General features: G+C 67.9%; 17 protein-coding genes and 1 pseudogene. 7 read left to right on the top strand and 11 right to left on the bottom strand.

Features of this window, described 5'->3' with window-relative positions; all coding sequences use genetic code 11:
* Nucleotides 1-41: 41 nt before the first annotated feature.
* Genes OHS81_RS35910 through OHS81_RS35895 form a run of 4 tightly spaced genes read right to left on the bottom strand, consistent with a single transcriptional unit; the run spans nt 42 to nt 4,494 of the window.
* A complete protein-coding gene (locus OHS81_RS35910) occupies nt 42-275 on the bottom strand; it encodes an MbtH family protein (protein WP_328390333.1) in 234 nt (77 codons plus the stop codon).
* The gene (locus OHS81_RS35905; protein WP_328390332.1) at nt 253-1,572 is read right to left on the bottom strand and encodes an MFS transporter; all 1,320 of its coding nucleotides are present in this window, start codon (nt 1,570-1,572) and stop codon (nt 253-255) included. Before OHS81_RS35905 ends, OHS81_RS35910 begins: the two co-directional genes overlap by 23 nt.
* Nucleotides 1,573-1,594: 22 nt before the next feature.
* A complete protein-coding gene (locus OHS81_RS35900) occupies nt 1,595-2,539 on the bottom strand; it encodes a TauD/TfdA family dioxygenase (protein ID WP_328390330.1) in 945 nt (314 codons plus the stop codon).
* Nucleotides 2,536-4,494: a RiPP maturation radical SAM C-methyltransferase gene (locus OHS81_RS35895; RefSeq protein WP_328390328.1), complete on the bottom strand. Its 1,959-nt coding sequence runs from the start codon at nt 4,492-4,494 to the stop codon at nt 2,536-2,538. The genes OHS81_RS35900 and OHS81_RS35895 overlap by 4 nt, the downstream gene beginning before the upstream one ends.
* 546 nt (nt 4,495-5,040) lie before the next feature.
* Between OHS81_RS35895 and OHS81_RS35890 the strand changes: the two genes are divergently transcribed.
* From OHS81_RS35890 to OHS81_RS35880, 3 genes are all read left to right on the top strand, one after another.
* Complete coding sequence (locus OHS81_RS35890; protein ID WP_328390326.1) at nt 5,041-5,952, top strand: class I SAM-dependent methyltransferase; 912 nt, start codon at nt 5,041-5,043, stop codon at nt 5,950-5,952.
* On the top strand, nt 5,936-6,169 hold the full coding sequence (locus OHS81_RS35885) for a hypothetical protein (protein ID WP_328390324.1): 234 nt from the start codon (nt 5,936-5,938) through the stop codon (nt 6,167-6,169). The genes OHS81_RS35890 and OHS81_RS35885 overlap by 17 nt, the downstream gene beginning before the upstream one ends.
* 170 nt (nt 6,170-6,339) lie before the next feature.
* Complete coding sequence (locus OHS81_RS35880; protein WP_443058816.1) at nt 6,340-6,624, top strand: zinc-ribbon domain-containing protein; 285 nt, start codon at nt 6,340-6,342, stop codon at nt 6,622-6,624.
* A gap of 110 nt (nt 6,625-6,734) precedes the next feature.
* Here OHS81_RS35880 and OHS81_RS35875 read toward each other — a convergent pair whose 3' ends face one another.
* A complete protein-coding gene (locus OHS81_RS35875) occupies nt 6,735-7,040 on the bottom strand; it encodes a helix-turn-helix domain-containing protein (RefSeq protein ID WP_328390322.1) in 306 nt (101 codons plus the stop codon).
* 65 nt (nt 7,041-7,105) lie between these two features.
* On the opposite strand from OHS81_RS35875, the gene map reads away from it, so the two are divergent.
* Nucleotides 7,106-7,873 carry a type I methionyl aminopeptidase gene (gene map / locus OHS81_RS35870; RefSeq protein ID WP_328390320.1) on the top strand — a complete coding sequence of 256 codons (768 nt, stop codon included), beginning with the start codon at nt 7,106-7,108 and terminating at the stop codon, nt 7,871-7,873.
* Nucleotides 7,874-7,980: 107 nt separating this feature from the next.
* Here the strand turns inward: map and OHS81_RS37565 are convergent.
* A pseudogene (locus OHS81_RS37565) lies at nt 7,981-8,088 on the bottom strand (IS630 family transposase); the annotation flags it as partial.
* A gap of 348 nt (nt 8,089-8,436) precedes the next feature.
* Nucleotides 8,437-9,309: a helix-turn-helix transcriptional regulator gene (locus tag OHS81_RS35860; RefSeq protein ID WP_328390318.1), complete on the bottom strand. Its 873-nt coding sequence runs from the start codon at nt 9,307-9,309 to the stop codon at nt 8,437-8,439.
* Between the two features lie 189 nt (nt 9,310-9,498).
* On the opposite strand from OHS81_RS35860, the gene OHS81_RS35855 reads away from it, so the two are divergent.
* Nucleotides 9,499-10,260 carry an SDR family oxidoreductase gene (locus OHS81_RS35855; protein WP_328390316.1) on the top strand — a complete coding sequence of 254 codons (762 nt, stop codon included), beginning with the start codon at nt 9,499-9,501 and terminating at the stop codon, nt 10,258-10,260.
* A gap of 370 nt (nt 10,261-10,630) precedes the next feature.
* Here OHS81_RS35855 and OHS81_RS35850 read toward each other — a convergent pair whose 3' ends face one another.
* A complete protein-coding gene (locus tag OHS81_RS35850) occupies nt 10,631-11,170 on the bottom strand; it encodes an aldo/keto reductase (RefSeq protein ID WP_328391670.1) in 540 nt (179 codons plus the stop codon).
* Here OHS81_RS35850 and OHS81_RS35845 point away from each other — a divergent pair.
* Nucleotides 11,139-11,270, top strand: coding sequence for a hypothetical protein (locus OHS81_RS35845; RefSeq protein ID WP_328391716.1), 132 nt, complete (start codon nt 11,139-11,141; stop codon nt 11,268-11,270). The two genes, OHS81_RS35850 and OHS81_RS35845, sit on opposite strands and share 32 nt — an antisense overlap.
* Before the next feature lie 28 nt (nt 11,271-11,298).
* Here the strand turns inward: OHS81_RS35845 and OHS81_RS35840 are convergent, their stop codons facing one another.
* A complete protein-coding gene (locus OHS81_RS35840; protein ID WP_328390314.1) occupies nt 11,299-11,844 on the bottom strand; it encodes a hypothetical protein in 546 nt (181 codons plus the stop codon).
* Between OHS81_RS35840 and OHS81_RS35835 the strand changes: the two genes are divergently transcribed.
* Nucleotides 11,824-12,042 (top strand): hypothetical protein, encoded by a 219-nt coding sequence (locus tag OHS81_RS35835; protein ID WP_328390312.1) that lies wholly within the window; start codon nt 11,824-11,826, stop codon nt 12,040-12,042. The genes OHS81_RS35840 and OHS81_RS35835 overlap by 21 nt on opposite strands.
* Nucleotides 12,043-12,574: 532 nt before the next feature.
* On the opposite strand, the gene OHS81_RS35830 is transcribed toward OHS81_RS35835, so the two are convergent.
* Nucleotides 12,575-12,895, bottom strand: a complete 321-nt coding sequence (locus OHS81_RS35830; protein WP_328390310.1) for a hypothetical protein — start codon at nt 12,893-12,895, stop codon at nt 12,575-12,577.
* 90 nt (nt 12,896-12,985) lie between these two features.
* Nucleotides 12,986-14,431 carry an oxygenase MpaB family protein gene (locus OHS81_RS35825; RefSeq protein WP_328390308.1) on the bottom strand — a complete coding sequence of 482 codons (1,446 nt, stop codon included), beginning with the start codon at nt 14,429-14,431 and terminating at the stop codon, nt 12,986-12,988.
* Nucleotides 14,432-14,563: the final 132 nt, after the last annotated feature.

The following is a 14,563-nucleotide window of genomic DNA, read 5'->3' as shown; positions in this document are numbered from 1 at the left end:
AGTCGGCCCGCCCGGTCGGCACCCTCCGCCACCGGTGCGTCCTATCCGTTCCGTCCGTCCTGTTCGCCCGCCCGCAGGCGACGACGCAGGCTCAGCGGACGCATGTCGGTCCACACGTCCTCGATATGAGCGAGACAGTCGGACTTCGGGCCGGTCCTGCCCGCGTCCGACCACCCGGCCGGGTTGTCCCGGTCGGCGGGCCAGACGGAGTACTGCTCCTCATGGTTGACCACGACCTTGTACTGCCGGTCTTCATCGTCGGGCTTCGGCGTCATCCCCGTGACTCTCCTCTTGTGGTAGCGGCGCATCAGTGGGCCGCGTCTGCGGGAGCGGTACGGCGGTCTGCTCCGGCTGGCGCTGTCGAATGGGAGTAAAGGCGGCGGCCACCACCACGGCCAGGAAGACGACCGCCACCGCGGTCAGCGGCCCACGTGTCCCCAGCCGGCCGACCAGGGCGGTGAGCAGAGCCGCGCCGAGGGGCGCGAGGCTGCCGTGGATCGTCCAGAACGCGGAGGTGACCCGGCCGAGCAGATGGTCCGGCGTGACCTGCTGCCGCAGGGACATCGAGCAGACGCCCGCCAGTGCCATGCCGAAGGAGTACAGACAGATCGTCACGGCCGCCACGGACACTTGCCCGGTGCCGCCCAGCACCAGCACCGACACCGAGCACAGACTCATCGCGCCGAGCCAGCAGGGGCCGAACCCCCAGGAGCGGCGCAGCCAGGCGGTCGCGGCGGCGGCCACGCAGGTGCCGAGCCCGGCCAGCGCGAGGACGTAGCCCACCGTGCGTTCGTCCTGCCCAAGACCGTGCCGCAGGTGGTAGATGAAGACGTCGGTCATGCCCAGGCTGAGGAAGGTGGTGACGGTCAGCAGCAAGGTGAGCGCCCGCAACACCGGCGTGCGCCACAGGAACGCGGCGCCGACCCGGAAGCCGGAGCGCAGGTCCTGGGCCCGGGCCGCCTTGTTCTCGGCCTCGTCGGCCGACGACCGCACGGTGGGCCTGAGCCTGATGAAGGCCAAGCCCACGAGAGAGATCCCGAAGCTGCCCGCGTTGATGGCGACAGCGGCCGTAGGCCCGAAGAACCCGGCCACCACACCGGCCAGGGCCGGGCCGGCGATGTAGGCGATCGCGTTGGTCGCCTCCAGCCGGCCGTTCGCCGCGACGATCTGCTCCTTGTCGACGAGGTTCGCCACGGCGGTGACATAGGTGATCCGGAACAACGTCTCGAAGACCGAGGCCAGTGCCATGACCACGTACAGCAGCCAGATCTGCGGGTTCAGGGCCCAGCAGACCGGGATCGCGCCGTAGAGCACCAGCCGGGCGGCGTCGCACAGCATCAGCAGACGCCGCCGGTCGAAGCGGTCGGCCCAGGAGCCGCCCACCAGACCGGTGAGGAGCGCGGTGGCGCCCGCGACGGCCGTGAGCAGCCCCATCTGTGCCGCCGACCCGGTGGTGTGCAGCACCAGCAGCGGAAGCGCCACCAGTGAGAAGGCGTTGCCGACCTCGGACAGTGCCTGGACCGCCCAGAAGACGGAGAAGTCCCGGTTGGACCAGAGCGAACGCGCGAACATACGAGGGTCTTCCGTCCTGGGGCTAGCGGTCGGGGGTGTACGGCTCCGCCATGGCGACCGCGATCCGGCGGGGCCCCGTGAATGGCTCTCGGCCGTGCGAGACCAGCATGTTGTCGATCACCAGGACGTCGTCCGCACGGTAGTCGAAGCGGGTCGCCGCGGCTCGGTAGCAGGCCCGGAGATGGTCCACAACGGCGTCCGGGATCGGTCCGCCGTCGCCGTAGTAGGTCTGGCTGGGGAGGTTCTCCTCGCCCAGCATCTCCAGCAACCCGAGCCGGACTGACTCCGGCAGCGTGGTGACGTGGAAGACCGTCGCGTGGTTGAACCACACCAGCTCGCCGGTCACCGGATGCCGGTGCACGACCTCCCGTACCGCCCGGGTGCGCAGCCCGCCGCCGGGCAGCCACTGTGCCTCGATGTCCCGCTCCCGGCAGTACCGCTCGACCTCCGCGCGGTCCTCGGTGGCGAACGCCTCCTGCCACGGCAGGCCGACCAGGTCGCCGTAGTTGCGTACGACCGTCCAGCCGCGCCGGGCGAACTCCCGGCGCACCTCGTCGTCGATGGCGGCCAGCACCCGCCTGGTGTCGGCCAGCGGGGTGGCGCCCCGGCTCAGCGGCGGGCGCACACAGTGGAAGTACAGGGTCAGCGGCCAACTCGCCTGGTACGAGTTCTCGTTGTGCAGGAAGATCTCTTCGCCGGGCGGGTAGTCGGTGGACGTGTAGACGTTCCCCTTGATCACGCTCCGGGGGGAGGAACGCTCGGTGTACGGCAGCGGCTCGCCGGAGAGCGTGCGGACGATGTCCGCGAAGCCGTCGGCGCTCCCGACGTCGAAGCCGCGCAGCAGCAGCGCACCGCGTTCGCGCAGCGCGGTCCGGAGTTCTTCCCGCCGGGCGCGCAGCCGTTCGACGGCCGACTCGCCGTGCCCCTCGACGACCAGCGGGAGCATCGGGGTGGTCTCGACCGTCATCGCGGTGCTTCCGACAACAGCGGCAGCAGCAGCCGGGCGCCGACCGTGGCGGGCTCTTCCCGGGCGGGTTCCTCGATCTCGCCGTCCGCTCCGGTCAGCACCAGGCTCATCACCCGGCCGTTCTCCGCGAAGAGGAACCGCTGTTCGGTGAGCGTGTCCAGGCGTTGCTGCAGGTCGTCCGGCCCCTCCGGCCAGTCCCGGGCCAGATGCTCGGGCTTGGCCGGCGAGGACAACCGGCGCAGCAGCCGGCCGGTCACCGCGTCGACCGGGTGCGTCCGGAGAGCCCCGGAACGGGAGTCACGGACCGTGAGCCGGCCGTCGTCATCGGCGACCAGCCGCAGCTCGCGACGGGCTGCTCCGTCCTCCCCGTACCAGGCTGCACGCCACTGGGTGACCAGCCCGCTCAACTCGTCGTGCCACTCGACCGCATCGAGCATGTACGGCGCCAGGTTCTGGTCGGCGAAGAAGTACGCGAGATCGGCCAGCGCTGACTCGTCGAAGGGATACGTAAGGGAGTAGTAGTCCACTGGCTTCAGGACGAGCCCGTACTCGTCGCTCCGCTTGAAGTAGGGACTGAAGCGGTCGAAGCGCACCATGTACACGCCGTGCGGCGGCACCAGGTGGACAAAGTCGCGCAGTTCCTCGGCATACTTGCGGTAGACCGTCGGGTCCTCGCCGGGGAAGCCGATCAGCAGGTTCCACTCGGGCTTGATCCCGAACTCCTCGCAGTTCTTGAGGAACTGCAGGTTCTGGAACGCGGTCGTGCCCTTGCCCATCAGTTTGAGCGTCGAGGAGGACAGAGCCTCGATGCCGGGCTGGACAACGGTGACGCCCGCGTCCGTCATGGCGCGCAGGTCCTGACGGCTCAGTGGGAGCTTGACCTCGTAGAAGATCTCGGCCCCCGGCGGCGGGTCGAGTCGAGGGAAGACCTCACGCGAGTAATTGCGTGGCATGACATTGTCCGTGCAGAAGAGCGAGGTGTAGGTGGGCGCAAAGCCGAATAGCCACTCGAACTGCTGGACTGCCAGGTCCGGAGCCATGGCCCGAAAGGCCATACTTTCGCCGTTCAGCCCGCAGAAGGTGCAGTGCGAACGCTGTCCCCACCAGCAGCCGCGGGACGTCTCGAAGAACAGCATGGGTTTGCTGGTACCCGTGCGCCGCAGTTCCGGATGGCCCTCCAGCGCCTCGAAGAAACTATCGTAGTCGGGCAGGAAGAAGTCGTCGATATCGCGTTCCGCACCGATGGCCTTGCGGAAGCGCGGGTCGCGGCAGTTCCGCTCGGAAAGGATTCCCGGAACGGCATCGGCGCGCTCCAGATCCTCGTCGAGGACACACCGTAGGAACTCACCGAAGGTGTTCAGCGCGGGCCCGGAGAAGACGAAGTCGACGGCCGGCACATGCTCGGCGACTACCGAGCCCATGGGTGCCTCGCAGTTCGCCCCGCCGAGCACGACGAGCGTCTGCGGGCTGCGCTCCTTGATCAGCCGCGCCAGGGCGATACTCGGCACATGCTGGGCGAACATCGAGCTGAACCCCACGATGTCTGCCTCGTCAAGCCGGTAGCGGTCAATCAGTTCCTCGCAGAACTCCCGCAGTCCGTCCCGCGCCGACAGGATCTGCTCACGGAAGTCGGCCCACCGGGCACCCCGGTAGTAGCGCTGAAAGTACTCGGCGGCAGTGTCGGCCTCGCCGGGAAAGGCGATGTGCCGGAACAGCCAGTCCCCGATCCCTGTGTCCACATGATCGTGACTCACGGAGAGGGCCTCGTACAGACGTGTCCCGAAGAACTCGGCCATGTCCTGGTTGAGATAGCACACGTGCGCTCGCGCCCGGTCGTCGAACTCCCGGTGAACGAGAGTCGACAACTGTCCCAGGGCGAATGACGGACGATTCCAGTCGGCGAATGGCATGTTCACTAAAGCGACATGCAACAACTGCGGCCTCCCCGTGATCATTCGTTCTGAGTCTAGTGCGCCATGGCTTGAGTCGGCAGAGATGTTCTGGCCAACGGTGATTCCGACGGGCGCGGGGTGGTCCGGTTGGGCTCGGGTTCTTTTCCTGCTGCCGCACAGGTGCGTTCGCAGTGGTCCGACGTGTGTTAGCCGAAGATTTCGCGGGCGTGGCGGCCGGTCCTCACGCGGGACGACGCGGTCGGGGCGGGGGGATGATCCGGCCAAGTGGCAACAAGCGCTTGCGTCAGCGGACGGGAGGCCCGACCGCTGGACGTACGCCTCGTCATCGCGCCCAGTGGACGATGTTGCGGAAGCGGGCCTCTTGAAGTAGGAGGTGCAGGGCCTCGGTAGTCGACCGTCGAGGCGGGGGGCCTCGTGCGGGCCGCGTACGCCGACAAAGCCCAGGATCCCGTGGTACGCGTTCACCGAAGGTCCGACTTCTCCGCCCTGAGGGGCTCAACCGGCACGGCGTTGACCAACGTGGCACGGGCAGTTTCTGCGAGTCGCAACTTGAACCGTCACGATCCCGTGATCCAGCAGCGAACCCGCATGTCTGAAGCGATAATTGCCTGGATGTCCCTTGGGTTCCCGCAACTTCCCCCTCGAGATTCCACGAACCCGTCGGCTTCCCGGATCGGGCGGCTACAACGCCGAGTTGCTGGCCGCCGTGACCGCCCCGACAGGGCAGGTGATCACCGTCGACCTCGACCCTTACGTCATGAGATCAGCCGCCACCATCAGGTCAGCAGCAGGGCCTGGCCGAACGGCCGCACCGACGCCACCCCCGAGAAGGTACAGATCGGCGGGGGCGCCCACCGGATCGACGGCTTCTTCAACATCGACGCCGTACCGCCCGCCGACCTCCTGTGGGATATCCGCGAAGGCATCCCCCTGCAAGGCGGCGGTGTGCAGTTCATGTTCTCCGAGCACTTCCTGGAGCACATCGACTACCCGCGATCCACGAAGCACTACGCCCGTGAGGCCCACCGTGTACTCACCGACGGCGGCCAGCTGGTCACGGGCGTACCCGACGCCGCGTTCCTTTTGCACCACTACCCCACCAACCCGGACCTCGCCACCGAAATGGTGGAACGGTGGTACCCGAAGCGGGACTGCCTCGGCGACATCAACACGTTCCTTGACCTGATCAACTACCTGTTCCGCGACCAGGACGACACCCCCAACTACACACCTCACCTCTGGGCCTACGACCAAGAAAAGCTCACCCAGCTATTCATCGAGGCCGGGTTCCGATCTGTAGAACCACGGGCATTCGACCCCAAGATTGCCAATCCGAAGCGTGAATGGTCGCAAGATCGCCCAGCTCACCGACCCCTTCGGCAACATCATCGGCATCGACGGTTACTGAACCGCAGAGAGGCACGCCATGCGCCACTGGCCACTCACCCAGCTCGCGCTGACCACCCCAGATCTCGTGCTTCGCATGCCCACCGAACCTGAGCCAGACGATCTCGCACAGGTGGCGGCCGAAGGCGTCCACCCTCCCGGCGCCGTCCACTTCCCCAGCGTGGTGATCTTCCACAACGCCCTGGACATCACCGAGATCGTGCGCCGGCTCCAGGAGGAGGGCTACGCCATCGACCCCGAGGACCTGGCCCACATTCTCGCCGTACCTGACCGAGCACATCAAGCGGTTCGGCGAGTACAGCACCCATGAGCTCGGCATCCAGCCGGAGGCGTACGACCCGAAGCTGAGGGATTTCACACGACTGCGGGAGGAGAACCTCACCAGCGAGGGCTTCGGTCAGGCGGCCTGACCGAGCAGAGGAAGGGGACCGTGGCGCGTGAGGGGTCTCGCTGGGCGAAGCGTATCCGCAGGTCGCCGCGGTGTGGCTTCAGGAGCGCAACGGCGGGCTGACGTTGCAGAAGGCGACGCCGAAGATGCAGGTCGCGGTGTGGTGGCGGTGTGCGGCCGGGCACGAGTGGGAGGAGCGGATCTCCAACCGCACCGCGATGCCGAAGTGGAAGAAGGGCGATGTCGCCGCCTGCCGCGAGTGCGTCGGCTACCGGGTCTCCCACACCTTCCCCGTGTGCAGGCACACCGTGAGGGCGCGGGCGCTCGCGCCCTTCGGGCAGGAAGCGACGGAGCCGACAGGCGGCCGGTCGGTGTAGCCGCCGAGGTCCGCTAGGCGGTGCTCGGGCTGGTCGACGAGGTGATCAGCGTGCGCGCAGGCGTACCGGCACAGCACGGTCAGTGAACCGCTGACTCTCTGAGTGCGGCGTTACGAAACCAGCAATGGATGCCGTGTGGCAGGCAGGGCCGACTGATCCTCGATGGTTCGCTCCGCCTGGCTGATCTCGGCCCAGACGGCGTCGAGAGACAGGCCGAGGGTGTCGGCGATCGCTGCGATGGTCGGGAAGGCGGGGGTAGCCACACGGCCGGATTCGATCTTCCGAAGAGTTTCCGGCGAGATGTGCGAAGCGAGCGCCACGTCCAGCATCGAGCGGCAGCCCCGGGCTCGGCGGAGCAGGGCGCCAAGGCGCTGTCCGCGTTCTACCTCGGCGGGGGTGAGCGGCAACCTGACCATGACCCCATTCTAATACCGGTACAGTTAGACCGGGATAGTTATTGGACATACATGAGAGGTCCCCCATGATTGAGATCCTGAACTCCGCGCGGCTTGAGCAGGCGAGGGACACCGGCGCCCTGGTCGGAAACATCCTGCACACGCTGAAGCAGCGCAGCACGGTCGGGACGAACCTGCTGGACATCGACCAGTGGGCCAAGGAGATGATCACCGAGGCGGGAGCGCAGTCCTGCTACGTCGACTACGCGCCTTCGTTCGGGCGCGGCCCGTTCGGGCACTACATCTGCACGGCCGTCAACGACGGAGTGCTCCATGGGCGGCCTCACAGCTACACGCTGGCAGACGGGGATCTGCTGACTCTCGACCTCGCCGTAGCCAGGGGCGGGGTGGCCGCGGATGCCGCGATCAGCTTTCTGGTGGGCAAGGCCAGGCCAGCGGAGAGCGTCGCGATGATCGAGACGACCGAACGTGCACTCGCCGCCGGCATCGCCGCCGCCAAGCCTGGGGCACGCATCGGCGACCTCTCCCACGCCATCGGCACGGTCCTCAGCAAGGCGGGCTACCCGATCAACACCGAGTTCGGAGGCCACGGCATCGGCTCGACCATGCACCAGGACCCACACATCGCGAACAGCGGACGGCCCGGCCGCGGATACAAACTGCGCCCCGGACTGCTGCTCGCCCTGGAGCCCTGGGTCATGGCCGACACTGCCACACTCGTCACCGACGCCGACGGTTGGACGCTGCGCAGCGCGACAGGCTGCCGGACCGCGCACAGCGAGCACACCATCGCCATCACCGACAGCGGAGCCGAAATTCTCACCCGACCGTAAGGGGGGTAGCGCCGAGTCCGCCGATGCGGCTTGAGCTGGAACTGCCGCCAGATCCGGCCCACGGTCGACTTCGACAGGCCACTGTGCTGCGCCATCGACGTTCGCGACCAGTAGGTGGCGTTTTTCGGCAGCTGTTCCAGCGTGGTGACTACCACCACCTCCACCTGATCAACGCTGATGGTGGGCGGCCGGCCCGGCCGGGGCTCGTCGACCAGTCCGTCCAGCCGCTCGGCAAGGAAGCGTCGCCGCCGTGTCCGCGGTCACCCGCAGATCCCGGGCAACCGCGACACTCGGCGGTACTTCCGGCCCCGCACACGCCAGCACGATCCGGCGCCCGCAGAGCCAGGGCCTGGGCCGATGTCGCCCGACGCGTCCACCGCTCCAACTCAGCCCGCTCGTCTTCAGACAGCAGCAACGGCTCCAACTTCGGGCCCCAGGCGGCCTGCGGCCCCTGCGCGCCCTGGACGCCACCGACGACTGATGACCGGGCGCCGAGGCGGTCCGCGGATGGCGGAAATCGTGGCGCGGCCGTTCTGGCCGTACTGCCGGGCGGCCGGTGTTCGTCAGGGTGTCTTCGGGTGGGGGGCGTCTGCTGCCCTGCTGTGTGCTGTGCCGGTGAGTTCGGTCTGTGAGAGTGCGGCGAGGAGTTGCAGCTTCTCGTCGCTGTCGCTGTCCTTGTCGGGGTAGTAGACGACGAGGATGACGTCGTCGATGGGGAGTTTGTCGCGGTGGAGGCGTAGTTCACCGACGACGGGGTGGTGGACGGTGGTGGTGCCTCCGTCGAGACTGCGGACGTCGTGTCGGGCCCACAGGATGCGGAACCGCTGACTGGACAGTGCCAGTTCTCCGACGAGTTCGACGAACCGGGGGTTGTCGGTGTCGTCCCCGATGGTGGTGCGAAGAGCGGCGACGAAGCTGGCGGCGGCTTTGGCCCAGTCCTGGTGAAAGGCTTGTTCCTCGGGATCGAGAAAGAGGGAACGAAGCCGGTTCTGGCCAGGCCGCAGGCGCGGGGAGAGCGCGACGGCCATGGGGTTGGAGGCCAGGACGTCGAAAGCGCGCCCTTCGACGAACGCGGGGATCTGGAGGTGGGCGAGGAGCTGGTGCACCCGTGCCGGTACGTGCTCGAGCCGCTTGCGGCGCGGTGCCCTGGGGCGTGCTGCCGTGAGGCCGAGCAGATACGTCCGCTCGATGTCGTCGAGACACAGGACGCGCGCGAGTGATTCGAGGACCTGCGGTGAGGGATTCTTGTCGCGGCCGCGTTCCAGTCGCAGGTAGTAGTCGGGGCTGATTCCGGCGAGCAGGGCGACTTCCTCACGGCGCAGACCGGGCACGCGGCGGTTACCGCCAGGTGGGATCCCTGCCTGCGCCGGGGAGACCAGCTCACGCCGGGCGCGAAGGTAGCTGCCGAGCCGGTTGCCGGATTCCTCATCCTTCATACCGACACCGTAATGCGGTGCGCGTGTCTCAGAGGGGGCCCTGGCAGGACCAGGGAAGACGGGGGCCCTGCCACACCCGGCGAATGCCGTCAAGACTGCGATAGCACTGTTTTGAAAGAGACAGAGAGCATCACTGTCTGCGCCGCGGGCCTGAACGCCGGCGGCGCCCTGGACTGAAGGGAAGACCTCGTGGATCTCTCCAACCGCACCGTTCTCATCGTCGGCGGGACCTCGGGTATCGGGCGAGAGCTGGCCCGGCGGTTCGCCGCGGCGGGCAGCACCGTGGCCATTGGCGGTCGCGGCCAGGAGGCACTCGTGGAACTCGCCGGAGAGGGCTTCGGCACAATCAGCATCGATGTCACCGACGTTGCCTCCGTCGCATCTGCCCGTGACGCCGTGCTCGCCCGGTACCCCGAGCTGGACACCGTGGTGACGATGTCGGGCGTCATGCTCCTGGAGGACCTGCGCGACCCCGCGCACTTCGAGGCGGCAGCAACGACGATCGACACCAACCTGCTCGGCACCATCCGGGTCATCGACGCCTTCACCCCGCACCTGACCCGGCGGGGTGCCGGCACCTTCATCACCGTCACCTCCGGCATCGCCTTCCTGCCGTTCCCGCCCATGCCCAGCTACGCCGCATCGAAGGCCGCGGTGCACGCCTACTCCGAGGCACTGCGCGCCCAGCTCGACGGCACCGGTGTCGGTGTCGTTGAGCTTGTCCCCCCGGCCGTCGCCACGGCAGGACAGGAAAAGGTGAACCCACACGCGCTGCCGCTCGACGACTTCGCCACCGAGGTCATGCACCTGCTCTCGCAGGACCCCACCCCCCACGAGATCCTCGTGAAGGGCGTCCTCGTGCACCGCTGGGCCGAACGCGACGGCACCTACGACGACCTCGTCGCACAGCGCGCCCAGGCCCTGGCCATGCTCCCCAGCCGCCAAGACTGACACCCTTCCCCCCGATCGGCGGCCTCCTGGGGTAGAGCCGAGGTAAGCCCAAAAGCCGCCAGTTGTTGATCTTGAGAGCTTGATGGCTCCACTGCGCTGCCTCTCTACGTCGCCAAGGCCGCGACCGCGCGTTCGTCGTGTTCGCGCAGCATCCGCATGACGGTGGCGGGCGAGGGGTGCTGTCCCATCTTCGCGCCCGCGGTAAGACGAGCCGTTTGGCGATGTCGCGCAGGCTCATCTCCTGCTCTCGCAGGTGGAGAGCCATGGACAGCATGGGCTCGTCGGTGACGCCCGCGCCGCCGACGGTCTTGCCGCCCTGCGCTGAGCTCACCGGAGCCGACCTGAGTGGCATCTGCCCCGAGGTGGATCATCAGATCCAGGTGGGCACGTGCCCCTCGGTGTAGCGGGCGCCGAAGCCCCCCAGCGGCAGGATCTCGTCGATGGCCTTGATGTCGGCGTCGGTGAGGGCGAGGTCGGCGGCGCCGGCGTTTTCCTCGATGCGCTTCGGGCTGCGGGTGCCGGGGATCGGCACGATGTGCTCGCCCCGGGTCAGGAGCCAGGCCAGGGCTAGCTGGGAGACGGTGGCACCCTGGGCCGCCGCGAGCTCGGCGAGCCGGTCGACGGCTTCGACGTTCTTCTCGAAGTTGCCCGGCTGCCAGCGCGGGTCGACGTTGCGCATGTCGGTGGCCTCGTACTGGCCGGCGGGCTTGGCGGTGCCGGTGATGAGCCCGCGGCCGAGGGGGAGGAGGCGACGAAGCCGATACCGAGTTCGTCCAGGGTGGGGAAGAGCTGCTCGACTTCCCGTTCGAACAGGGAGTACTCGATGTGATCCACGCCGAGGTGGTGCAGGCTGTTGTCGGCGACCCAGGAACACCGCGATGATCGAGGCCGTCACCACACTCCCGCCCATCGTCGTCGCCGACTTGTTCGGCCTCAGCCCCGCCACAGCGGAGACGTGGGCCAGATACGCCAACGACAGCTGGACCCACTACCTCGCAGCCCGGACGTGACAACGAATGGTTTTCTCCGTGTCGTCGATCAGTCCGATGCGAGCGCAGTGGTCCAGCAGTCGCTGCACACCAGGTCGCCGTTTCCTTCCGGCTGGAAGAGCAGGGTGCAGCGGGTGCACGTGACGAGGCCGTCGAAGGGCCTCGCGCAGTGGAAGCAGAAGGAGCGCGGCTTGTCCGGCGCTTCGGCCAAGTACGCCTCGGTGAGCAGGCTGTGCCTCTGGCACTCCGGGCAGACCTGGGCGCCCCCGTCGTGGTCAAGGAAGTCCTTCACCGACAGTCCGAGCACGCCGACCGCATAGTCGACGAGGAGCGCCATGTCGTACTCCCAGTGGGTGAAGCAGAGGCGGCAGTGGCTCTCATCCACTTCCGCGACCACGGCCCACATGCCGCAGGCGGGGCAGCGCAGTGTGGTGCTCTTGAAGGGCTCCGGCGCGGGAGCGAGCTGAGCCATCCGGGCGGTGGCGTAGCCCCGGATCCGGGGCACACTGGCACGGATCGTCTCCCTGTCTTCGAAGTACGCGTCGACGTGATCGGCGTCGATCCCTCGCCACAGGTGGGTGTCGATGAAACGCATGAGGATCTCGAGGACGACGCCGGCACGAGCCTCGATCGCGGCCGCGCCAAGCGTGGCGACGAAGTGCTGGAGCTTGTTGCGCTCTTTGGAGAAGGCGGGATCGCCCCCTTCTCCTCGGGCGAGATGGCCACTCCGTGCTGGCGCAGCCGCTTGATGGTGTCGGCGATTCCGCAGCTCGCAAAGTCCCCGGTCTTGTAGCTCACCTCGTCCGCCTCTTCAGGCTTGGTGAAGACGAGTCGCCAGTCGATGCCTGCGAGGCACGCCTTTAGCAGCACCTCCGTCGCAGCCTGGAGGTGGAGGACGGCGAACTTGAGCGCGCGCGGCGCCGGGTCGGGGCCGTCGAGCAGGTCAATGACACTCAAGAGGTAGTCGATGCCGTTCAGGAGGGCAGGGTAAGCGAGTTCGGCCGCCGGGCCCGGGTCGCTCATCACCAACCGGATCAGCTCCTCGTTCTGCTGCCGCTCGCCGGGGAGGTTCGGGTCCTCGCCGCCCCGGGTGCCCGGCAGATAGGTGCCGCTCATGCCCGCCCCTCTCCAACGTCTTCTCCCGCAGGTGCACCTCGCACCGCACGATGAGCCGGTGCCATCTTCGAGCGAGCCGGAGTCCTGGATTCCGGCACCCCCAGCCACTTCGCTTGGGCCGGAACCGTAGCAGCCGCTGATGACCGCGGAAGACCGAATTGTGCACGGACGAAATACCGCCTCTTCACCCGTAAAATGAGCCGCGCACGTCAGAACGGCGCATGCGGAGCGAAGAAGTCCCAGCCCTTGTCGAGGAGATCCCGTAGAAGGAGGGCGGCCTCCCACAGCTCCTGCGACGCGCCGTCGTCCTTGTAAAGGTCCCAGGATCTCCGGTGCCGAATCTTTCCGGCCTCCCGATCGTGGAAGGGCTTATCGACGGCGGTGAAGACGACGCCGACCCGCGACGTCTGCCGCAGCGCCTCGTAGAGCGCCTCGTGATATTCGTCCGAGCGACCAGGGCGTACCCAGGCCGTTGGCCGGCAGACGCACTCGGCACCGTGATGCGCGGCGTGGTCCGCAGTCGCGGACACCTGTGGCTGTCCAGCCGCCCCCGACTCCGCCGTGACCTGGTGCTCGGCCGGGTCACACCGGGGACTGCGCGACGCAGCCCTCTCATGTCACTACGGGCGTCCGAGGAGTTGGCTGCCGGCCGTGTTGTCGGTGCGGGCGGTGAAGTAGTCGGTGAAGGCCTGGACGAATTCGTCTTCGGTGATGCGGCCGTCTCCATCGTGGTCGAGCTGGCGGAAGCCGTGGTTGAGTTCGGCGGGGTGGACCCGGGAGCCGCCGAAGATCGTGCGGTACTCATCGGCGCACAGGTGTCCGCTGCCATCGGTGTCCGCAGCGTGGAAGATCGCCCGCACCGCGACATGCAACCCCTGCTCGAGATAGCCCGGTCCGGCGTCGATCCCGGTGAGCATGGCGGTGACGAACTCCTCGCAGGTCACCTGTCCGTCGTCGTCAGCATCCATGCCGGTCCGCAGGTGCTGCCACCAGGTCTCGAAGGCGGCATAGACGCGGGCTTCGCGCTCAGGGGTGAGTTCGAGCGGCCAGCACACGTTGTGCGCCATGGCCTGCAGATCGGCCGAGCTGATGCGGCCGTCGCCGGTCTGGTCGAGGACCTGGCGGAAGAAGGTCCGCAGACGCGCCGGGCGGGAATCGGCACCCTTGCGGCGACGTGGTGCAGGAAGCCGGACAGGCCCTGCCTCCGGCGGGGAAGGACGGTCGGTGGAGGCGGTGGAAGGCTGCGAAGTCGGGGAGTTGCCGGCCAGCGGGGTGCGGTAGCGGCGGTGCTCGGGCAGCGCATTCATCAGCACACGCATGCCACGGTGCAGGAGGAAGGACAGCAGGGCCGCGCGGCGGGTGCGGGGCAAGTGGAAGCGCTCGCGGAAGGCTTCCGGCAGGTCCGCGATGGTCAGCGCACCGATCACGTGGGCGGCTACCGTGCGCACAAGCGGCCAGGCCGGCTTCAGGTGGCCGAGGCGGCGGGGTGCGGGTGCTTCACGGAGCATGTCGAAGAGCAGGTAGCGCACGGGTTCGCTGTATTCGAGGCGCTCGCGGATCGTGCGCTCCATATACGCGGGCACGTCCGCGGCCGTGGCCGGGAGCAGGTCGTCGGAGAGGCCGAACTCGGCACACACCGCGCGGAATTCTCCGTACATCTGATCCAGTTCAGGCGGCGCCAGCGGGCGTCCGGACAGTTCCCGCATCGCCGTCATGCACTCGTACAAGGTGACCAGTACCCACACCCGCACCGCCGGGTCCAACGCTGTGAACGGCCTGCCCTGCTCGTCGGTCCCGGCCAGACGGCGGTGCGTGCGCTCCAGACGGGCGACCTCACGGCGTAGCCCTTCACGGTCGGAGAAGAACAGCCGCTTCCCGCTGTCCATGGTGTGCTCGATACGCCGCCACGGGTGCGCGCGGTAGGTGGAGAAGTTGGCCATGCCGGCGGCGACCGCCGGATCCGCGGTCTGCAGAACCAGCAGCCGCCACACCACCAACCCGATCCGCCACTCCCCCAGCGTGCGGCGCAGCAGCGAATCAGGTCCAGGAAGATCAGCGGTAGCCAAGGGGACGTCTCCTCCAGCACGTGTACAGGAATGAGCAGGGGACGCCCGAAGAGCGATCATCCGGCTATCCGCCCAGCCCAACGGTCCTGCCGGAATCCGGGAGCGGCCAGGTCCCCGAATTCACCCGTCCGA

Origin of the sequence: Streptomyces sp. NBC_00400 (genome assembly GCF_036048035.1) — a bacterium.
Lineage (GTDB): Bacteria > Actinomycetota > Actinomycetes > Streptomycetales > Streptomycetaceae > Streptomyces.
The sequence above is the reverse complement of the archived record's forward strand: the minus strand, read 5'-3'. Positions and strand labels throughout refer to the sequence as shown.